Raw genomic sequence first — 20,957 nt, 5'->3', positions numbered from 1 at the left:
TCTTATGACAAAAATGCTTTTACCCCTCATCCGTGATGCAGGGCGTTTTGCCCTGTTCACCCTTGTCTTCGGCCCGGCGCTGTTGCTGTACGGTATTGTGATAGCCATATCGCTGGAGGGCTCGCTGGCCGGGCAGTTTGTGAAAGAGGCGCAAACGCTAACCGAAGGCGCGCCCGACGGTAAGGTAATGCAGTGCGTTACGCATTATGAACCGGCACCACGACCCCGGCTACCTGAACCCGGCGAGGAGGCCAGTCCTCCTTCTTATCAGCTCCCGCCGATGTCGATTTGCCATCGTGAACCGGTTGACAGCGAACGCTGGACAAAGCCGATGGATGCCACGCTTTTCAACTTATGGCTGATAGCTGCGCTCTTCGGCGCAACTCTGGGTTTTCTGACCCATCTGTATATTCATCGTCGCGCCTCTGTGCATGAGGGGCGTGATATCTTCCAAAAGGAAACACATGTATGAATGCATCCCTTGTTGCAGGACTGATTTTCTGGGGCACGATGGCGCGCGTACTGAGCGAGCTGATGACCTGGTCGGTTGAGCATACGCAGCAGGGGCTTTTATGGCTCTGCAATGGTATGTGGGCCGGGGCGGCTGGCATGGTGGTGTATGCCGTGTATCGCTGGTTCCGTGACGAAAGAGGGCAAACGCATAAGGAAGGCGACCATGAACATTAAAACCGGACTCACGGCTCTGCTGATGGCCATACCGCTGCTGGCGAACGCCGGGGCGCGCGAGGAGTTAGTGGCGCTTGAAGCGACAAAAACGGCCTCTGCTGACGCTGCAGCCGTCACCGCCTCCACCATTCCGGTTCCCGCGCCGGTAAACCTGATGTCGCTGCCGGACGGTCGCCAGGCAAACATGAAGGATTATGCGGTGGTGCTCTTTATGCAGGCGCACTGTCAGTACAGCGCGAAGTTTGACCCGCTGCTGAAGGGCTGGGCCGATGAGCATGCCATCAGGGTGTACCCGTACACCCTTGACGGCGGCGGGGACGTATCTTACCCGACCCCGATGATCCCGCGTAAGACGGACCCTAACTCTCCCATCGCAGACGAGATTGTCACCTTCTTCGGAAACGGTTTGCCAATTGCGACACCGACGGCCTTTATGGTCAACGTCAACACCCTGAAAGCCTATCCACTCACCCAGGGCGTGATGGAAATCCCCACGCTTGAAAGCCGTATGGCTAGCCTGATTCAGGCTGACCTGGATAATGTTGACCCGAAATCGCTGCCGCCGATGCCGGCAAGTGCGCAGGTCACCCCTCAGTAAGACAACCGGACTTCAACATGAATACAACATCGTATGCATTATCGCGTGCCGAGCGCGTGTGGCTGCTGTTCAGCATGACGTTGCTGGTATCTGCCGCGTTTTACGGGACGCTGGCCCATCGCGTGGTCAGCGCACTGTCCCGCCCGGAAATGACTCTTTACCTTCAGGACGTGCCGGTGCTGCTGCTCATTTCGCTGAGTGTCGGCTTCTTTTTCACTGCCACCGGGTTGTACATCTGCCGTCTGACCCTGTCCCGGAAACCCCGTGAGGAGATCGCATGAAATTCACCAGACTGAAAACCTGTGTCCGCAATGGCTTCATTAAACAGATGAAGGACTCTGAGGGGAGCAAAGAGTCCCGGCAGTGGGCGAATTTATTCACGCTGAAACTGCTGTACAGCCTTGTTTTCTTTATCTTCGCTGAAAGAATTTATGTGTGGTGGGCTGACAACACGCTGGCTGCCATGCCGGAGCCGCTTGTTCGTTCTGAACAGTTTACACTCTCGCTGCTCATCCATTATCCGCAGTATCTCCTGTGGGCGATCATGAGTGGTCTGTTTGCAGTACTGGTACTGCACTGCATTCTGTGCTGTGTGGGCAAACTTGAGGAATCCCTGTACCGCCGGATAACCCGAAAAGACAGCGGCTTGGAGCCTGAGAGAACAGAGGTGCCCCATGATTAAGGCACTGATAACGGCAGGCGCTGTCTTTCTGGCTGGGCTGGTTGCACTGCCGGCGAAGGCGGACGTCAACGGCGACCTGAACGGTTTCTTCAATAATCTGGGCTACAGCGGCAACGTCACTCAGGCACAGGCCTGGCAGGGGCAGGCGGCCGGGTATTTTTCCGGCGGCTCAGTTTACCTGCGAAACCCGGTCAAAAACGTCCAGCTGATCTCGATGCAGCTTCCATCTCTGAACGCCGGCTGCGGTGGTATCGACGCCTATCTCGGGTCGTTCAGTATGATCAGCGGCGAGGAAATCCAGCGATTCGTGAAGCAAATCATGAGCAACGCCGCCGGTTATGCTTTCGACCTGGCCCTGCAGACGATGGTACCGGAACTGAAGCAGGCTAAAGACTTCCTGCAGAAACTGGCCAGCGATGTTAACTCCATGAACATGAGTTCATGCCAGGCTGCTCAGGGCATCATCGGCGGGCTGTGGCCAGTGACGCAGGTTTCCCAGCAGAAAATCTGCCAGGACATTGCCGGCGAAACCAACATGTTTTCCGACTGGGCGGCTTCCCGTCAGGGCTGCACCGTCGGAGGACAGGGCGACAAAGTCACGGCTAAGGCCGGTGATGCTGAGAAGGATCAGGTGCTGAAGAACAAAAACCTTATCTGGGACACCCTCAGTAAGAATGGTCTTCTCGGCAACGACCGCGCGCTGAAGGAGCTGGTAATGAGTACCGTCGGCTCCATCATCTTCAACAAGAATGGCGATGTGACAATTCTGACGCCATTGGTTGATAACCGCGACCTGATTAAAGTCCTGATGCGCGGGGGAACGGCGAAGGTCTACGGATGTGATGAATCCACTCTGTGTCTGGGACCTGTCGTCACTAACTTGACGATTTCAGAGTCCAATGCTCTGGTCACTCTGGTCAAAAACCTGATGCTCTCAATGCAGAACAAGCTGGTTGACGATACTGCGCTGACCGATCAGGAAAAAGGCTTTGTGAACACCACCTCTGTGCCGGTACTGAAGTACCTGACTAACGCTCAGAGCATGGGGATGAGCGCCACATATCTGCTGCAGGTTTCCGACTTTATTGCTCAGGACCTGATGATCCAGTACCTCCAGGAGCTGGTGAAACAGGCAAGCCTGTCTCTGGCTGGCAAGAACTTCCCTGAAGAGGCTGCCGCCAAACTACGCGACAACATCATTCATGCGCAGGGACTTCTTGCTGACATGAAGCTGCAGTCTGCAGCTGACCAGAACGCGCTGGACGGTATCGACCGTAATATGCAGTACCTGCAGCAGCAGGTGTCCACAATCGTTTCAGGCTCCTATCAAAGCAACTATCACTGGGGTGATCGCTGATGCTTGAGATATACACCATTTATGGCGGGGGAATGTGGAAAACGGCGCTGGACGCCGTTGTCACCCTCGTCGGTCAGAATACCTTCCACACCTTAATGCGTATTGCCGGCACCTTCGGGGTGTTGGCAGTACTGCTGACTTTCATTAAACAACGTAACCCAATGGTCTTCGTCCAGTGGCTGGCCGTCTTCATGATCCTGACTTCCATTCTGCTGGTACCGAAACGCTCAGTGCAGGTCATTGACCTCTCTGATCCGGGGGCGGTCTGGGTAACCGATAACGTGCCGGTGGGGCTGGCGGCCATCGCGTCGCTGACGACCAGTATCGGGTACAAGATGTCGTCGACGTATGACATGCTGATGGCCAGACCCGACTCGGTGACCTACAGCAAAACAGGTATGCTGTTCGGCTCGCAGATTGTGGCGGAAACCAGTGACTTCACCACGCAAAACCCGGAGCTGGCGCAGATGCTGCCCGACTACGTGGAAAACTGTGTGATCGGCGACATTCTGCTGAATGGCAAATACACGATCAATCAGCTGCTCAACTCCACAGACCCGCTGACGCTGATTACCAGTAACCCAAGCCCACTGCGGGGCATCTTTAAGATGACCTCCACCACGCGCCAGTTCCTGACCTGTCAGCAGGCCGCAACGGAGATTAAAACGCTGGCGAATACCGACGTGAATCCGGGCAGTGCGACGTTCACCTGGCTGACGCGTAAGGTCTTCGGTAACAAACTGAACGGCGCGGCGCTTCTGTCCAACGCAATGGGTGAGAGTTACGGGTTCTTCTATGCCGGGGGCATGACGGCCGCGCAGATCATGAAGAACAACATCACCAACAGTGCAGTCCGTCAGGGAATTAAGGGCTTTGCCGCGCGCTCATCCGACACGGCTAACCTGCTGAATCTGGCTACAGAGAACGCCGCGACCAAACAGCGACTCAGCTGGGCGGCAGGCAACGAGCTGGCGACCCGCACGTTGCCGTTCGCGCAGTCCCTGCTTATGCTTATCCTGGTGTGCCTGTTCCCGCTGATGATTGCGCTGGCCGCATCAAATCACACTATGTTTGGCCTGAACACCCTGAAAATCTACGTTTCCGGGTTTATCTACTTCCAGATGTGGCCGGTGATGTTCGCCATTCTTAACTATGCCGCCAACTACTGGCTGCAGAGTCAGTCCGGGGGTACGCCCCTGGTGCTGGCCAACAAGGATGTGGTGGCGCTGCAGCACTCGGACGTGGCGAATCTGGCAGGGTATCTGTCCCTTTCCATTCCGGTGCTGTCGTTCTATCTGACCAAAGGTGCTGCGGCGATGGGCTCTCAGGTGGCGGGGAGTGTACTCAGCTCGGGCGCCTTCACGTCAGCAGGTGTGGCAGCGACCACAGCAGACGGAAACTGGTCGTTTAACAACATGTCGATGGACAATGTCAGCCAGAACAAGATGGATACCAACCTGATGCAGCGTCAGGGTCAGCAGACGTGGCAGGCAGATAACGGCTCCACGCAGACGCAGACGGCCGGTGGCCATACGGTTATCGACGGCTCGGGTGCAATGTCGAATCTGCCGGTGAACATGAAGCTCAGCCAGCTGGCCAGCAGTGGTTTCCAGGAGTCAGCCCGCCAGTCGCAGGTACAGGCACAGACTGCTCTCGATGGCTACAACCACAGCGTTACCAGTGGCTGGTCGCAGCTCTCTCAGCTTTCTAATCAGACCGGTACCAGTGACAGCCTGATCCAAGGCAGTGAAAACAGCCAGGCCACTAATGCGACACGCGGAGCTGGCATGATGTTGTCTGCCGCTGAAAGTTATGCGAAAGCAAACAACATCTCGACACAGGAAGCCTATAACAAACTGATGGATATCAGTAATCAGGGGTCTGTGTCTGCAGGCATTAAAGGGACGGCCGGAGGGGGACTTAATCTGGGCGTTGTTAAGTTTGGTGCCGAAGGAAGTATTTCAGGCGATTTGCGGCATTCTACGGGCAGCTCAAGAGGAATTCAGGATTCTGATTCCCATTCGCAGGATATGCGACATGATCAGAATGGCCAGGCAGTTAATGACTTCCGCCAGGGTATGGATATGGTTAAAAGTAGCCGTATAACCGATGGCGCGAATCATTCTGAGAATGCTGCAAGCAGCAATGTTCAACAGCTGGCCGCAACCCTCAATGATGCTGAAAGCCAGTACCATCAGTACACCACCAGTTCGATGCAGAGTAACGAATTCAGCCGTATGGCCACCGTTGCACAGAATCAGAGTGCAAGCCTCGATACGAACTATACGCAGGAGTTTGTGGACTGGGCGGCTAATAAATACGGTGATAAGGCTCAGTCCATGCTGACAAGTGCGCCGTCGGCGCGAGAAGCAGCGATGGAATTCGTAAATGAACGTCTCAAACCTGAAATCATGGGGGATTATCAGCAGGGCCGCTCAGATCTTACCAGCGGCCAGGAGCATGCGGCATTCAGTGGGGATCATATCGTTCAGCCAGCGCGTGGCAGTCAACAGGTATCAGGGTCATCTGGTCATGATGGTGGAGTCACTTATAGCTCTCAGGGTGGCGGCGTTCATAGCTCGGGAGGTATTGGCAATGCCCAGACTTACGGAACGACTCAGGGCGCTGAATATGGAGGCCAGCAGGGTGGAAATTATTCTGCCAGAACAGACGATTCTGTTTCTCCGGGTATTGAGCAGTCAACTGTTCATCAAGGGCAAGCAGGCGGACAGAGAAGCAGCTCGGGTAATATCACCTCGTCGGCAGGGATGGTTGATGCCGGTGGACGCACCACTGCCGATGAAAGGACCGGCCACACTGCAGAGTCGCATCCTGAGTTCCAACATTCAGGAGCCGTCAGGGAGCAAGGAACCACGTATGGACAGGGGAGTGAAGTTGCTCATAGTCGTTCAGGCATTAATGTTGGCGGCGAAAAAGTACGTGGCGATGCCATGCAGGAGTCATACAAAGAAAATCAGGCTAAGTTGCATGAACATTCCACGCAGGGGTTTGGTCCCCAGAATGAGTTACAGCGCCGAGTGGCGGAACAAAGATCTGAAAACGAGCATAAAATCAACGAATCTGCTGGAGAAATTGGTAAAAAACAATCCACTGTTCAGGCATCCAGTGATATCCTGAAAGGAGAAAACTTAATCGGTCAAGGGCGATTCAAGCTTGGTCGTGCCGAAGCTGAACTGGATCAATCAAGTAAACTCAATCCGTTTAATGATCTCCAACCAGATGAGCTGCAACAGAGAGTGGCAGAATTAAGGAAGAAAACTGGAGGGTAAAATGACCAAAAAGGTAAGTGCTTATTGTTGTTTCATTCCAATCGGCATTTATGCAGCTTATTCTGTAAGCCTGCAATTACTTTTTGACGTGCCATTTATGGCTAAGAGCATGCTCTTATCAGTCATACCCAGCGCCATATATATGTTCTGCATTTGGAAGTTACGAAACAGCAAAAGAGGGATGAGCTTAAAAGCGACACTCCTGTGTAACACGATGCTTGCAGTCTTGCTAACTTTCTTGGTGGCATTTGTTGGCAATGATACCGAAAGTGCTCTCATAGCAGGCATAGCTGTTCACTCGCTGATAGCTTTCATCTTTGTGGGAACAGTATTGCGGCCTATTACTTTCAAGGATAATACCCTTCTTAAGAATGAAGATAATGGCCGGATATATGTTATCCGGAATGGGATAGCTCATATGTTGCCAGATAATGAGGCTCAACTCCTTAGCACTAGTGACAACAAAATTATCAGCTTTTCAGGCAGTCATATGAGTTTCCAAGATGGTGGAATTTCCAATATTCCTCTGAATACTTCCTTCAACGATTCGTTCAGTAACGGAATAACTGTGAACCCTGCGTCAGGAATGCCAATGGTTGGTGGTATCTCTGGCCTGGATATACACGGGAACAGTTGGGGAACAAACTTCAACGAACCTTCAAATACGTATGACCCTAACCGGGGATACTGAGAGTAAGGGGGCAATGGCCCCCTTAATTTTTGTAGTAATCTAAGCAAACCATCTATTTAACCTAAATTCCCTTTCAAATCAGCCGATAACGTCTCTGTTAGCTATATCTCGCTAACGGGGACGTTTTTCTATGCACAGGATGAATTCATGAAATTAAAACAATTAGCCGTTGTTGGTCTGATCGCTTCTACTCTCGCTCTGTCTGGTTGTGGTGCCATGTCCACAGCGGTGAAGAAACGTAACCTCGATGTTAAAACCCAGATGAGTGAAACCATCTGGCTGGAGCCATCTGAATCGCCACGCGTTTAACAGACACCTCAGAGTCATTTAAGATGACTTAAAGAGAGGTGCCCATGAGCGGTAAGCGTTATCCTGAAGAGTTTAAAACTGAAGCAGTCAAACAGGTTGTTGATCGCGGTTATTCTGTTGCCAGCGTTGCAACACGTCTCGATATCACCACCCACAGCCTTTATGCCTGGATAAAGAAGTACGGTCCGGATTCTTCCACTAATAAAGAACAGTCAGATGCTCAGGCCGAGATCCGCCGTCTCCAGAAAGAGCTGAAACGGGTTACCGACGAACGGGACATATTAAAAAAAGCCGCGGCGTACTTCGCAAAGCTGTCCGACTGAGGTACGCCTTTATCCGTGACAACTCCTGTTGCTGGCCTGTTCGCCTGCTCTGTCGGGTGCTGGATGTTCATCCCAGTGGTTTTTACGCCTGGCTTCAGCAGCCGCATTCACAACGCCATCAGGCAGACCTGAGACTGACAGGACAGATTAAACAGTTCTGGCTGGAATCGGGATGCGTCTATGGTTATCGCAAAATCCATCTGGATCTGCGTGACAGCGGGCAACAGTGCGGAGTAAACAGAGTCTGGAGACTGATGAAACGTGTCGGAATAAAGGCTCAGGTCGGATACCGAAGCCCGCGGGCACGTAAAGGCGAGGCCAGTATCGTGTCACCCAACAGGCTCCAGCGACAGTTCAATCCGGATGCTCCTGATGAGCGTTGGGTAACGGACATAACCTACATCAGGACCCACGAAGGCTGGCTGTATCTTGCCGTTGTTGTTGATCTGTTCTCACGCAAAATTATCGGCTGGTCCATGCAATCCCGGATGACAAAGGACATTGTCCTGAACGCACTGCTGATGGCTGTATGGCGGCGTAATCCCGAAAAACAGGTGCTGGTTCATTCGGATCAGGGCAGTCAGTACACAAGCCATGAGTGGCAGTCGTTCCTGAAATCACACGGCCTGGAGGGTAGCATGAGCCGTCGCGGTAACTGCCATGATAATGCGGTTGCAGAAAGTTTTTTCCAGTTGTTGAAACGTGAACGGATAAAGAAAAAGATCTACGGAACGCGGGAAGAAGCCCGCAGTGATATTTTTGATTACATCGAAATGTTTTATAACAGTAAGCGTCGGCATGGTTCTAGCGAACAGATGTCACCGACAGAATATGAAAACCAGTATTATCAACGGCTCGGAAGTGTCTAGATTATCCGTGGCGATTCAATCATCAGAGAAGACTGTTTATTTGCAGATCCGTAATACCTCTGACAAGGACATGTCTGGTCTGCAGGCACAAATTACAAATGAACTGGCCGCGAAAGGCTACCGCGTCTCCAGCTCTCCGGACACGGCCTACTACTGGATTCAGGCAAACGTACTGAAAGCTGAAAAAATGGATCTGCGCGATGCACAGGGGTTCCTTAAGACCGGGTATGAAGGTGCGGCAATGGGTGCGGCACTGGGCGCGGGTATTACGGCGTATAACTCGTCGTCAGCTGGCGCAACGCTGGGTGTAGGGCTGGCCACCGGGCTGATTGGTATGGCTGCAGATGCAATGGTTGAAGACGTGAACTACACCATGGTGACCGATCTGCAAATCTCCGAGCGCAGCAAAGCGGCCGTCACTACCGACAATATTGCCGCCCTGAAACAGGGCACGTCAGGTATTAAGCTGCAGACCAGCACGGAGCAGGGCAACCGTGCTAAATACCAGACTCGCGTGGTATCCAACGCCAACAAGGTGAACCTCAAGTTTGAAGAGGCAAAACCTGTCCTGGAAGCGCAGCTGGCCAAGTCCATCGCTGGCATCATGTAATACCCGCGGCTGCGGCGATCGTCGCAGCCGTTCTCCCTTACAGCTGATTTTTAACCGTGCTCCTTCCGGGCAGGGTGCGTCAGTGCATTCTGTTAGTTACCAGTAATTACGCTTCCTCGCATGACTGCGCCTGGCGCAGCCCTGTCTGCGGCGAGCGTTGCGTCCTTAATTTCAAAGGAGTTCGTCCATCATGATGCATCAGATAAATGAACGTGCAGATTACTCAGCTGAATTCTGGTCGCTTATCCATCTGGAAAGTGAGCTGATGGTAGCGAGGGCTTATATGAATGTATTTGGTTCACTTCCCGAAGGGCAGGGAATGACCATCATTGCTGGCTGGGCTGGCTATGAATTCACTCTATATGGTCTGGAGCCCCAGGAGTGGCATTCACCGGTTTATAAGGATGTGGCCTCCTCAGTCCGTTCTATGGCTGCATACATTAATGCACAGGACTGGGAGGACGGATGTCAGCAGGCCAGATATGAACTGAGTCTGATGTAATAACCCGACGTTTTCCCACTCGCGCTATCACGTAATTCATCACCCTTTTCAACGTTTCTCCCCTGATAACACACATCACCGAACAGGTGATGCGATAACGGCCGGACAACACTCTATGAGCTTCGCAGGAAAAAACCTCACCCAGGGCGGGCAGATGACCGCCTACCGCTGGCGCATGTTCATTCAGGTGAACAACTGGATAGGATTCTGGATCTTCATCCTGTTCGCCGTGCTTACTACCGCCATTTTTCTCTGGCGAATTCCACAGGAAGTCCTTGATAACGGCTCTCTGTGGTGGTTCGCCAGCATCAACAGCAGTTTTATCGATCTGATGCCGGCAACGGGGACGCCAAAAATTTACGACGTCCACTACTGGTATGCGCCAACCGCGACGATGATGGTGCTCAAAATGACCCTGCCGCAGATCTATACCGACCTGTACATGCAGGAGATGGGCAATCAGTGCCTGACTGAGCTGCAGTGGGCGGCCGGCGCGAGCGGGTTGTTCAGTATCGTGGTGTTTATCGCCGTGACATGGTTTATCGCCAATATCGGTCGAAAGGAAAGTGAAGACGAATACATTTCCGGGATGCAGCTGACTGACAAGCCTGCTGAAGTGAATAAGCTGCTGCGTAAAAACGGTGAGTTCTCTGACCTTCGCGTGGGTGATCTGCATATGGTCAGGATGGCGGAGGTACTCAATTTCCTGATGCATGGCACTATCGGGGTGGGGAAATCGACGCTGATACGCTGGTTACTCGACTTCATCCGAAAACGTGGTGACCGGGCCATCATCTACGACTCCGGTTGTACCTTCACAGAAACCCACTACAACCCCTCCACCGATTTCATTCTTAATGCCCATGACGAGCGCTGTGCCAACTGGCAGATGTGGGGGGAATGTATTGATGCGGTCGACTATGACAACCTGGCAGCCAGCCTCATTCCGGTTGAAGGGGAGTCCGATCCGTTCTGGGTATCAAGTTCGCGAACTATTTATGCCGACCTTGCAATTCGTATGTCGACGGACCCGGAACGCAGCATTGAGAAGTTCCTCAAAACCCTGCTGTCCCTCAGCATGAAAAATCTGCGTGACTATCTGGCCAATACGCCCTCAGCTAACCTGGTTGAGGAGAAGATCGAGAAAACGGCCATTTCCATTCGCTCAGTGGTAACCAACTACGCCAAAGCCCTTCGCTATCTGCAGGGGCTGGATGACGGAACGAAGCCGCCGTTCACCATCCGGGAGTGGATGACGCAGGAACGCTATGACAGCAGCTGGCTGTTTATTTCAACACAGGCCCGTCACCGCAAGAGTGTACGCCCTCTGATCTCGCTGTGGGTATCTCTGGCCACGCTGATGCTGCAGAGCATGGGGGAGAACAGCGACCGCCGCGTATGGTTCATTATCGATGAAGCCCCCAGCCTGCAGCGCATCCCCGAGCTGGCTGAGACGCTTGCCGAGGCGCGTAAGTTTGGCGGCTGTTTCGTGCTGGGGATGCAGAACATGGCGCAGCTGGTTCACGTCTACGGCCGCGAGCTGGCTAAAAGCATTTTCGACCTGATGAATACCCGTATGTACGGTCGTTCGCCGAGTGCGGAGATGGCCAAAGTGGTCGAAGAAGAACTGGGTAAGCAGCGTACGCGCAAAATCCGTGAATCAAACAGCTACGGTATGGATCAGGTGCGTGACGGTGTTTCCCTCGGCAAGGACGAGGTCAATAACCCGATTGTCGACTACGAGCAGATAATGCGTCTGCCAAACCTCAACTTTTATGTACGTCTTCCGGGCGAGTATCCGGTCGTTCGCCTGAAGTTGAAATACCGTCCATTGAAAAAACGTCACGCTGGCCTTATCGAGCGCAATATCCGCGATGCACTGAGTCCGGAACTGGAGAAAGTTATTAAGGAGAATGAGCGCGCAGCGACAGCAGCAGGTCTGACGTTCCCGACCGGTGACGAAGTGCTGGAGAAGGGTAGCGAGTCATCATCTGCAGCTGACGTTCCTGCACCGGTTTCTTCTTCAGGATCTTCCGGCTCGCCGGTAACGTCGACCGTCGAAAAAGTGGCTCGTACTCGGATGGAAGAACCGAAACCTTCGCGCAGCGCTGCACCTGAACAGAAGCCGGTACCACCCCGGGAGCCCGTTACCTTGCGAACAGCGTCAGTGGCTCCGGAAGTCGTAACTGAAAATCACAGCACGGTGACAGACCCTGTCACCGAAGACAAAAAAGACAACGTCGTTTCACTTCGGTCTTCTCCTCCTTCAGTAACTCGTCAAAAAGAGACTGCGCCCCTCAAACCGGAAATACCTGCAGCACTGCAAAAAATCCGCAGCAGAACCCAGCTGGATACGGGGGTTGAAGGCCAACCGGACGAGAACGTACGCGAAGTACATTTTTTGAGCGGTCAGACGAGTAAAGAAAACGAGGATTTTGTTTACTCTTTTCGTTGATGCCAGTAGCCATGCGGTTTCAGGTACTTTCAGTGTTAATAAACCCGGTAATCAAATCAACGTAAACCTGACGAACAACGCCACGACTTCATAGACCTAAAATCATGCAGTTAGGTTCTTAGCGTACATTTCCGCTCCATTGGGCTTCAAACCCCATCACCGAAAAATACAGTACGCTGCGTAAATACGCCCCGCGTATGCTTTCAGCATTGCAGTTCATCGCGACACCTCCCGCGCAGACACTCAGCGATGCGCTGGACACCATCAGGGACATGTACCGTAAACAACTTCGTAAAGTTCCGCCAGCAGCTCCAACAGGATTTATCCCTGAAAGCTGGCGAAAACTGGTACTGACGCCTTCAGGAATCGACCGCAAGTACTACGAGTTTTGCGTAATGAATGAACTCAAGGGGGCGTTACGATCCGGTGATATATGGGTAAAAGGATCGCGCCGCTACAGAAATTTTGATGATTATCTCATCCCGGCTGCTGAGTTTGAGAAATCCCGACATAATGACCAGTTACAACTGGCCGTTCAGACCGATTGCCGGGCATACCTTCAGGCCCGTATGACGCTTCTTGCATCGCGTCTGGAAGAAGTTAACGCGATGGCTCTTGCCGGTGATTTGCCCGATGTTGATATCTCAGATAAAGGCGTAAAAATCACTCCGCTGGAGAACAGTGTTCCTTCGGGGGCTTCCCCCTTTGCCGATTTGGTTTATGGCATGCTTCCTCATCCGAAAATTACGGAGATACTGGAAGAAGTGGACAACTGGACGGGGTTTACGCGTCACTTCGCACACCTCAAAAATAATAACGTCAGACCAAAAGACGGAAGACTGTTGCTGACCACTATTCTGGCCGACGGCATCAATCTGGGGCTGACAAAAATGGCGGAGTCCTGCCCGGGGGCAACAAAATCGTCACTCGAAGGTATTCAGGCATGGTACATCAGGGATGAAACCTATTCAGCGGCACTGGCCGAGCTGGTCAACGCTCAGAAAGCGCGACCTCTGGCTGCATTCTGGGGCGACGGTACAACATCGTCGTCAGACGGGCAAAACTTTCGGGTAGGCAGTCACGGGCGTTATGCCGGTCAGGTCAATCTTAAATATGGTCAGGAGCCAGGCGTGCAGATTTACACGCATATCTCAGACCAATATAGCCCGTTCTACGCCAAAGTGATCAGCCGGGTGCGCGACTCAACCCATGTGCTTGATGGTCTGCTGTATCATGAAAGCGATCTGGAAATTACCGAGCATTACACCGATACCGCAGGTTTCACTGAACATGTTTTCGCTCTGATGCATCTGCTGGGATTCGCTTTTGCACCGAGGATCCGGGATCTTCATGACAAGCGGCTGTTTATTCATGGAAAGGCCGAGCGCTATCCGGGGCTTCAGTCCGTCATATCAACAACCAGCCTGAATATCAAAGACATTGAGGCGCACTGGGATGAGATATTACGCCTAGCAGCCTCGATTAAACAGGGGACTGTCACCGCATCGCTGATGATTAAAAAGTTGGCCAGTTACCCAAAACAGAATGGACTAGCCAAAGCGCTGAGAGAGATTGGCCGCATCGAGCGGACGCTGTTTATGCTGGACTGGTTTCGTGATCCCGGGCTGCGCCGACGTGTACAGGCAGGGCTGAATAAGGGGGAGGCCCGTAATGCCCTTGCGCGAGCGGTGTTTATGCACCGGCTGGGTGAAATCAGGGATCGTGGGCTGGAGAATCAGAGCTACCGCGCCAGTGGACTGACGTTACTGACTGCGGCGATCACGTTATGGAACACGGTATATATAGAAAGAGCCATTGAGTCACTAAAACGAAAAGGTATTCCGATTAATAATCAACTGGTATCTCATCTTTCTCCCCTGGGCTGGGAACATATCAATCTGAGTGGCGATTACGTCTGGCGTAATAATATTAAGCTAGGGTCCGGAAAATACCGCTCATTACGCACAGTCGACACCGAATTGTACAAAAAACAGTCTTAGCGTGGGATAATTAATGAGATGGTCACTCCCTCCTTCCCGGTACTATGCTGAGGACAGGCTTTCATTCGGAGAACTATCATGGAAAACATTGCGCTCATTGGTATCGATCTGGGTAAAAACTCTTTCCATATTCATTGCCAGGATCGTCGCGGGAAGGCTGTTTACCGTAAAAAATTTACCCGGCCAAAGTTGATCGAATTTTTGGCGACATGCCCCGCTACAACCATCGCAATGGAAGCCTGTGGCGGTTCTCACTTTATGGCACGCAAGTTGGAAGAGTTGGGGCATTCCCCAAAGCTGATATCACCACAATTTGTCCGCCCGTTCGTTAAAAGCAATAAAAACGACTTTGTCGACGCCGAAGCTATTTGTGAAGCTGCATCGCGTCCGTCTATGCGTTTTGTGCAGCCCAGAACGGAATCTCAGCAGGCAATGCGGGCTCTGCATCGTGTCCGTGAATCCCTGGTTCAGGATAAGGTAAAAACAACCAATCAAATGCATGCTTTTCTGCTGGAATTTGGCATTAGCGTTCCCCGAGGAGCTGCCGTTATTAGCCGACTGAGTACCATTCTTGAGGATAATAGTTTGCCTCTTTACCTCAGCCAGTTATTGCTGAAATTACAACAGCATTATCACTATCTTGTTGAGCAGATTAAAGATTTGGAATCCCAGTTGAAACGAAAGTTGGACGAAGATGAGGTTGGACAGCGCTTGCTGAGCATTCCCTGCGTCGGAACACTGACAGCGAGTACTATTTCAACTGAGATTGGCGACGGGAAGCAGTACGCCAGCAGCCGTGACTTTGCGGCGGCAACAGGGCTTGTACCTCGGCAGTACAGCACGGGAGGTAGGACGACATTGCTGGGAATTAGTAAGCGAGGTAATAAAAAGATCCGAACTTTGTTGGTTCAATGTGCCAGGGTATTCATACAAAAACTGGAACACCAGTCTGGCAAATTGGCCGATTGGGTCAGGGATTTACTGTGCCGGAAAAGCAACTTTGTCGTCACTTGTGCTCTGGCAAATAAGCTGGCCAGAATAGCCTGGGCCCTAACGGCACGACAGCAAACTTATGTAGCATAACGGCAGAAATACACCGGTTTAAAGAATTACTGATCTGGTTTTGCGAATACTGATATTGATGATACTAACGGCCCACCGGCCTGTTGAGGAACCTGTAAAACGGAAAGGCTCATTGAAGCCGTATATTTTCTGGAGGTTCATCAGGCGCGGAACTCATCAAGGCGCGGGAATAAAATCCCATTCAGACGCCGGATAGATTCAAGCAAGCCAACTTGTCGTCAAAATCGGTGTTGCAAAAACGGGAGTGACCATAGATTCGTTTTCCAGGCGGACCCCGGCTACATCATTTCAGCGGTCGACGTCGTGGTGGCCGGTGCGGCCATCTTTGGTGGGATCGTCATGATGTCCTCAATGACGCCGGTGGGCGTGGTGGCCGGCGCGGTGATTGTCGTAAATGGCTTTAACACGATTTCACGGGAAGCCGCGCACAACCTCCTCGGTGATAAGCAGACGGAGGGAATATTCGCTGACGGCTCGATGGAGATCGCTGAATTTCTGGGCTTCAGCCGGCAGCAGGGGCTGGGGACGTATAAGGCTGTCACACTCTTCAGCGAAGTCTACGGCGCGTATGGCCTGAGGCTGAAACCCGAAGCACAACGGCTGTGGTACTGGACCAGGCCCGATTTCTTCAGGAAAGTATCCGGCACCCCCCGTCCCGCAATGGCGCTTAAAATTGCGGGATGGGGGGTTAAAGCCAAAGTGGCGCTTGATTTACTGACTATTGAGCCTTCCGGGAAATAGTCTTCTGCAGGCGGAATGCTTTCCAGCCCAGTACAGGAGGGAAGGTCACCCAGGCAATGATCAGGACTACAAGGGAACTCATGCCCCCGGAAAGAATGTGTGTCCGGCTGCCGGCAATGAGGGTGACCAGCATAACCAGAACCAGCGCGACAGTGATCCATACCGACACCCGGAAGCGCCGTGAGAGCGCATCGATGAGATGCTGCATGGTGCCTCCGCCTGCTGCAAGCCGGCCCTGTAAATTGTCCACTTCGTTCTTGCTAAAACCTGCCTCAAGCAGCTCTTTCTCACTGATAGCCATCACGTCCTCCCTAATCAGGCGAAAGTATACTGTACCAGACCAATAATCCCCAGGTGACCGGCGTAAGCATAATAAAAGAAATTACGCGGCATGAAACGCCTGCGGCCCTCCGGACAGATTTGCCTGCAGAATGAAACCACTGCCAGGGGGAATGCCAGAGTAGGCAGCGTGGCCAGTAATAATGTTTCTGCGGGCATATCCAGGAGATGCGATAACCCGTTTAAACAAATCAGTGACAGCACGGCAGTGATGGCCGCCAGACGCTGCACTTCGGGTTTTTCGTTGCCAGAAACGGTTGCCATACTGATGGCCAGCGTTATTCCTGCCAGCCCGTAGCTTGCCGGCTGCAATGGCCAAATCATGATGGCCAGGAGCAGATATCCCACAAACATTCCTTTCAGGCCGTGCTGGTACTGCAGGGCAATCAGCTGCGTGACGCCGGCAAACACGAACAGAATGTTCAGGGCCCACCAGGGCTGGTGATGCCAGAAGGCCAGGCTGAACACCGGCTGCGTGATGACTGCCCAGATCCACAGACGATTGGCTCTCTTCTGCAGTCGTTCCGGGGTACGCTGTACGTTCATCGCCCATATAAGCGTGAACAGGGGGAAGGCCATCCGGCCAAGCGCATACATCACCGGCAATGCTGGCGACAGAAACACCGTATTGATGTGGTCGATAATCATGGCCAGAAGTGCGAGAAGTTTGACCATATCGAGAGCTGCGGGACTGAGCTGGCTGGCGTCCCGGATACTGGGAAGAACGTCGGGTACTGAATGATTCATGCTGTAGATTCCCCTGGCGACACACGGTTAACAGCCAGCCCTGAACATAATGCCAGAATGCCCTGCCGGTTTGCGTAGTGACCCTGATCTTTAGTTTCTCCAGAATCTTGCGCACTGCAAATTCTGATTTATCACGCAGCACGCGCATTGCGCCTGCCACATCCTTATTCTGAATACAAATACTTAAATTATGAAAATCGTTCACACCGCCCCCTTTCTTACACTCTTATTATCGGCTGCATGAATATTATATTTAGCGGAGTAGGAAAATTCCTAATAAAAATTCATATTAGCGCCCAAAATCTGGGCCAATTTATCGACCCTTTTATATATGTGGCGATCGCTCATGAATTATCTGTATTATTTGCTGAAATTTTTTCCCTGACCAGAGCGAAATCTTCACGAATAGATTTTGCGGCAGGCTTCCACCCTTTAGCCCATTCCTCGTTCATACGGCCTTCATTGACAATTTTGAGGGTGATGGCATAAGGGGTGCGCTGCAGTTTCTTCGACAGCCAGAGTATATGATCGTCGATTCTGTCATCCGGAATATCAGCAATAATCGAATGAATAAGGTCCAGGTCCTCCGGTGCCCACGGTTTTCCTGATCGCGGAAATACTTCATCCGGAAGGCGTGTTTTTTTTCCTTTTCTTCTTTTACCTGCTTTTTAGCTTCTTTTTCCGCAGTGATTAGGCGCTGCCGCTCCGTTAACCCTCCCAGAATTGCAACCGTCCTGACCATATTTTCACGCTGCTCACGTGTAATATTTACTTCACCGCATATAATGGCATTTAAAGTATCTACAAGGTTTTCCAGCTTGCTTTCTGTCAATTTTAATGTCATTCAGAAATCTCCTTAATCATTATTCTTTTTTAGCCCATCCTGATGCAGACTACGCCAGCGCCAGGGCTCTGTCTGACCCGGTTCTGACCAGAGTCCGACTGACTGACGGCGGGCTTCGGCCTCCAGAACAGCGTAGTCTGGCCGGACGGGTTTTCCGTGGTACCGGTATGCCCAGGCCAGGCCTTTGCGTACCTGTGCGGCATTTACATCCGTCATACCAAGCCATATGGTACCCAGCAGGCGTCCATAGCGATCCATTTCACTTCCCGTGACGGTTACGGGCCGCTGAGCCACCATCGATGAGAGTTCCTGACGTGAACGCTGACCATAGGGCTGGCTCTTTTCCGGCGCATCGATGCCAGCCAGGCGAACGCGCGTCAGTCGGTTTCCTGGATCAAGTATCTCAACGGTATCCCCGTCCAGCACGCGCACAATCCGGCCGCTGATATCTGCACTGGCCGAAAACGCCACAACGAACAGGACCAGTGAGCAGAACTTCCGTTTCATTATTTATTATCCCCGGTTGCATACCCTGCGGGTATTAAGCTCGTAAATTTCAACTCGGCTTATCCTCCAACGAGGCTTTTTAAAGGTATGCCAAACATTGAATGTAATTTCCTGATCATGGGCAGCGTCAGATTACGTTTGCGGTTAAGCACTTCATAGACCCGGTTAGATTTTCCAATTGCCGGCTCAAGATCTTTTACCGTCAGCCCCTGCTGTTCCATCCTGAATTTAATAGCTTCAATCGGGTCCGGGGCTTCGATAGGAAAGTGTTTGTTTTCGTATTCATTAATCAGCACACACATGATTTCGAAAAAGTCTCCCTCCGGGGTATCAGCAGGAGGCTCGTCATCAAACATAGGCTCTACAGCGCGTAACGCATCTTCATAGTCCTGTTCAGTTTTAATTGGTTTAATCTGCATAGGGTTTACTCCAGGCTGACAGTTTCAGCATCTATTTTGTCATATTCTTTATGCGTACCAATGAATTTGATAAACATCCATCCTCGCTGGTATGCAATCGCAACAATTAATCGATAGTCATTTCCCTTAATATTAAAAACCACTCGCCTGTTTTTAAGAATACTGGCACTGCGGTATTGTTCTTTGATTTCTGCCGGAGTTTTCCATTCAGCTTTACTGGCCTCATCTACCCAGGCTTTTAGCGGCTGCTCTGCATCGGGATTCGCCGTCCAGAAATCCCTCAGTGTCTTGATAGCGATTATCTTCATGTCATGATGATAGTCCCATTTTAGGACTACTTCAAGTTTTTTGTCCCGTTATGGGACTTAAATTTATCTGAAGATACAGGGGGCAGTTTGGAGACCGGAGTTTTTTTACGTTAAACGTATTATTTAACCGATCGCGAGGCGTAACGGAATGATTTTGCGTCAGAGGCTATCGCTTTTAAGTTAACGCCCTTGCGATATCGCAGTTGCGGTCCAGCTCTGCTGGCTGCACGGGATATGACCTGGTATATTGAGACAACCGCCAGGCGTTAATACAGGGATACAACGAAGGAAATCAAGGCTCAACAGTTTGTCACATCAACGGGACGACAGGTGCTTACCGACAACGGCCAGCAAGGTATGGGTTGCGTAGCAGGTATCGGCTGAACAGCTGAAAAGTGTCAGGGACGCGTAGCTTAAGCAATTTTTGCGAACTGCGCGGAACTGGATAACGACCAGTTTATCGAGACCATCGATTGGATTAGGCTCTATAAGCGCTGAATGCCACCATCAGGTATGTAACAGTTAAGTGATATACGAAGTGTAGGGATATTTTATGATTGGAGAATTAAAATCTGAGAGACAAACCATTGTGTACGGGAGGTCGCAATGAAAAACTGGACCAGAAACTTTATTGATGACATGAAGCATATCTGGCGGGAGTTCAGGCGGGATATTGCTGAAACTAATGCTAAAAAAAACCTCAATGATGATGATGTGGCTGGCGTTAGCCATTCCGTTGACTGGAATAATGTACCTGATTTAGATCCGCGAAAGGCGGTTAACAACCTCGATAACTTCTACTCACGGCAATTAAGGGGAACGGATAATCCAGGTACGCGATATCAGCACAGGAACTAAATGTTTTGCGCATGCGCAAAATGCAGCTGAGTCTGCATTTTTTTGACTAAAAGCAATGTTCGAATCTTTTTGTTACCTCGTTTGCTGATGCCCAGCAATGTTGTCCGGCCACCAGTGCTGTACTGACGGGTACCAGCCCTGTTGCCGCAGTAAAATCACGACTACTACCGTACTGCTTCCCGTCACCAACCTCAGTTGAAATGGTACTGGCCGTTAGCGGGGGTTGAAGGCCAACCGGACGAGAACGTACGCGAAGTACATTTTTTGAGCGGTCAGACGAGTAAAGAAAACGAGGATTTTGTTTACTCTTTTCGTTGATGCCAGTAGCCATGCGGTTTCAGGTACTTTCAGTGTTAATAAACCCGGTAATCAAATCAACGTAAACCTGACGAACAACGCCACGACTTCATAGACCTAAAATCATGCAGTTAGGTTCTTAGCGTACATTTCCGCTCCATTGGGCTTCAAACCCCTATCCAGCACATCCACGGCCTCGTCAAGCGCCGAAATTTCCTGTGCTTTCACAAACGCAGTAAGCACGGCCAGTCGCCGTTCGTCAGGCATTCTTGAAATGTATTTCACCGAAGCCATTCCGGCATAACGGGCCAAATTCCGCAGCTGGATGGCAGGCAGACCGGAGAAATTCAACCGGGAAAACTCCATGCTACGCAGTCGGGTATATCGCTCCAGGGCGTCTGTAAATGACGGCCCACTGATAGTGACAGGACCTTTTCGCAT

At 51.6% G+C, this 20,957-nt stretch carries 19 protein-coding genes and 7 pseudogenes; 18 read left to right on the top strand and 8 right to left on the bottom strand.

The window, feature by feature from the left end; all coding sequences use genetic code 11:
* Positions 1 to 4: 4 nt before the first annotated feature.
* From L379_RS00330 to L379_RS00400, 16 genes and pseudogenes are all read left to right on the top strand, one after another.
* Positions 5 to 472: a hypothetical protein gene (locus tag L379_RS00330; protein WP_045325100.1), complete on the top strand. Its 468-nt coding sequence runs from the start codon at positions 5 to 7 to the stop codon at positions 470 to 472.
* Positions 469 to 687, top strand: a complete 219-nt coding sequence (locus L379_RS00335) for a hypothetical protein (RefSeq protein WP_032656077.1) — start codon at positions 469 to 471, stop codon at positions 685 to 687. The genes L379_RS00330 and L379_RS00335 overlap by 4 nt, the downstream gene beginning before the upstream one ends.
* On the top strand, positions 677 to 1,285 hold the full coding sequence (locus L379_RS00340; protein ID WP_032656074.1) for a type-F conjugative transfer system pilin assembly thiol-disulfide isomerase TrbB: 609 nt from the start codon (positions 677 to 679) through the stop codon (positions 1,283 to 1,285). The genes L379_RS00335 and L379_RS00340 overlap by 11 nt, the downstream gene beginning before the upstream one ends.
* A gap of 17 nt (positions 1,286 to 1,302) precedes the next feature.
* Complete coding sequence (locus L379_RS00345; protein ID WP_032656071.1) at positions 1,303 to 1,566, top strand: hypothetical protein; 264 nt, start codon at positions 1,303 to 1,305, stop codon at positions 1,564 to 1,566.
* Positions 1,563 to 1,967, top strand: a complete 405-nt coding sequence (locus L379_RS00350; protein WP_032656068.1) for a hypothetical protein — start codon at positions 1,563 to 1,565, stop codon at positions 1,965 to 1,967. Before L379_RS00345 ends, L379_RS00350 begins: the two co-directional genes overlap by 4 nt.
* On the top strand, positions 1,960 to 3,324 hold the full coding sequence (gene traH / locus L379_RS00355) for a conjugal transfer pilus assembly protein TraH (RefSeq protein ID WP_032656066.1): 1,365 nt from the start codon (positions 1,960 to 1,962) through the stop codon (positions 3,322 to 3,324). Before L379_RS00350 ends, traH begins: the two co-directional genes overlap by 8 nt.
* Positions 3,324 to 6,614, top strand: a complete 3,291-nt coding sequence (traG, locus tag L379_RS00360; RefSeq protein WP_032656063.1) for a conjugal transfer mating-pair stabilization protein TraG — start codon at positions 3,324 to 3,326, stop codon at positions 6,612 to 6,614. The genes traH and traG overlap by 1 nt, the downstream gene beginning before the upstream one ends.
* 1 nt (position 6,615) lies before the next feature.
* Entirely contained in the window at positions 6,616 to 7,305 is a 690-nt protein-coding gene (locus L379_RS00365; RefSeq protein WP_032656060.1) for a hypothetical protein, read from the top strand.
* Positions 7,306 to 7,452: 147 nt separating this feature from the next.
* Positions 7,453 to 7,611 (top strand): annotated as a pseudogene (locus L379_RS25485) (complement resistance protein TraT); the annotation flags it as partial.
* A 47-nt stretch (positions 7,612 to 7,658) separates the two neighbouring features.
* A protein-coding gene (locus L379_RS0124495) for an IS3 family transposase (RefSeq protein WP_085949497.1) occupies positions 7,659 to 8,806 on the top strand; the annotation gives its coding sequence in 2 pieces (ribosomal slippage) (positions 7,659 to 7,896 and positions 7,896 to 8,806; 1,149 coding nt in all).
* Positions 8,807 to 8,822: 16 nt separating this feature from the next.
* Positions 8,823 to 9,416 (top strand): annotated as a pseudogene (traT, locus tag L379_RS00375) (complement resistance protein TraT); the annotation flags it as partial.
* A gap of 190 nt (positions 9,417 to 9,606) precedes the next feature.
* Complete coding sequence (locus L379_RS00380) at positions 9,607 to 9,918, top strand: hypothetical protein (protein ID WP_029403823.1); 312 nt, start codon at positions 9,607 to 9,609, stop codon at positions 9,916 to 9,918.
* 115 nt (positions 9,919 to 10,033) lie between these two features.
* On the top strand, positions 10,034 to 12,373 hold the full coding sequence (gene traD, locus L379_RS00385; protein ID WP_255360367.1) for a type IV conjugative transfer system coupling protein TraD: 2,340 nt from the start codon (positions 10,034 to 10,036) through the stop codon (positions 12,371 to 12,373).
* Positions 12,374 to 12,528: 155 nt separating this feature from the next.
* Positions 12,529 to 14,373: pseudogene (locus L379_RS00390) on the top strand (Tn3 family transposase); the annotation flags it as partial.
* A 78-nt stretch (positions 14,374 to 14,451) separates the two neighbouring features.
* Positions 14,452 to 15,456: an IS110-like element IS4321 family transposase gene (locus tag L379_RS00395; protein ID WP_000427623.1), complete on the top strand. Its 1,005-nt coding sequence runs from the start codon at positions 14,452 to 14,454 to the stop codon at positions 15,454 to 15,456.
* A gap of 276 nt (positions 15,457 to 15,732) precedes the next feature.
* Positions 15,733 to 16,197 (top strand): annotated as a pseudogene (locus tag L379_RS00400) (DUF4225 domain-containing protein); the annotation flags it as partial.
* Here L379_RS00400 and L379_RS00405 read toward each other — a convergent pair.
* The 6 genes from L379_RS00405 to L379_RS00425 all read right to left on the bottom strand — a co-directional run bounded on the left by L379_RS00405 (position 16,175) and on the right by L379_RS00425 (position 19,361).
* Entirely contained in the window at positions 16,175 to 16,498 is a 324-nt protein-coding gene (locus L379_RS00405; protein WP_032656054.1) for a hypothetical protein, read from the bottom strand. The pseudogene L379_RS00400 and the gene L379_RS00405 overlap by 23 nt on opposite strands.
* Before the next feature lie 14 nt (positions 16,499 to 16,512).
* The gene (locus L379_RS00410) at positions 16,513 to 17,283 is read right to left on the bottom strand and encodes a TraX family protein (protein WP_032656053.1); all 771 of its coding nucleotides are present in this window, start codon (positions 17,281 to 17,283) and stop codon (positions 16,513 to 16,515) included.
* 448 nt (positions 17,284 to 17,731) lie between these two features.
* Positions 17,732 to 18,127 carry a hypothetical protein gene (locus L379_RS0124485; protein WP_254668450.1) on the bottom strand — a complete coding sequence of 132 codons (396 nt, stop codon included), beginning with the start codon at positions 18,125 to 18,127 and terminating at the stop codon, positions 17,732 to 17,734.
* 12 nt (positions 18,128 to 18,139) lie between these two features.
* Positions 18,140 to 18,634: a thermonuclease family protein gene (locus L379_RS00415; protein ID WP_032656049.1), complete on the bottom strand. Its 495-nt coding sequence runs from the start codon at positions 18,632 to 18,634 to the stop codon at positions 18,140 to 18,142.
* Positions 18,635 to 18,693: 59 nt separating this feature from the next.
* Entirely contained in the window at positions 18,694 to 19,053 is a 360-nt protein-coding gene (locus tag L379_RS00420) for a helix-turn-helix domain-containing protein (RefSeq protein WP_032656046.1), read from the bottom strand.
* Positions 19,054 to 19,058: 5 nt separating this feature from the next.
* Entirely contained in the window at positions 19,059 to 19,361 is a 303-nt protein-coding gene (locus tag L379_RS00425; RefSeq protein WP_029403837.1) for a type II toxin-antitoxin system HigB family toxin, read from the bottom strand.
* A gap of 291 nt (positions 19,362 to 19,652) precedes the next feature.
* On the opposite strand from L379_RS00425, the pseudogene L379_RS26380 reads away from it, so the two are divergent.
* Positions 19,653 to 19,859: pseudogene (locus tag L379_RS26380) on the top strand (hypothetical protein).
* Between the two features lie 108 nt (positions 19,860 to 19,967).
* Positions 19,968 to 20,219: a hypothetical protein gene (locus L379_RS00430; RefSeq protein WP_032656042.1), complete on the top strand. Its 252-nt coding sequence runs from the start codon at positions 19,968 to 19,970 to the stop codon at positions 20,217 to 20,219.
* Positions 20,220 to 20,266: 47 nt separating this feature from the next.
* On the opposite strand, the pseudogene L379_RS25465 reads toward L379_RS00430, so the two are convergent.
* Both L379_RS25465 and L379_RS00435 read right to left on the bottom strand, forming a co-directional pair.
* Positions 20,267 to 20,439 (bottom strand): annotated as a pseudogene (locus L379_RS25465) (transposase); the annotation flags it as partial.
* Positions 20,440 to 20,693: 254 nt separating this feature from the next.
* Positions 20,694 to 20,957 (bottom strand): annotated as a pseudogene (locus L379_RS00435) (hypothetical protein); the annotation flags it as partial.

Origin of the sequence: Enterobacter sp. MGH 33 (assembly GCF_000534535.1) — a bacterium.
GTDB lineage: Bacteria > Pseudomonadota > Gammaproteobacteria > Enterobacterales > Enterobacteriaceae > Enterobacter > Enterobacter hormaechei_C.
The sequence above is the reverse complement of the archived record's forward strand: the minus strand, read 5'-3'. Positions and strand labels throughout refer to the sequence as shown.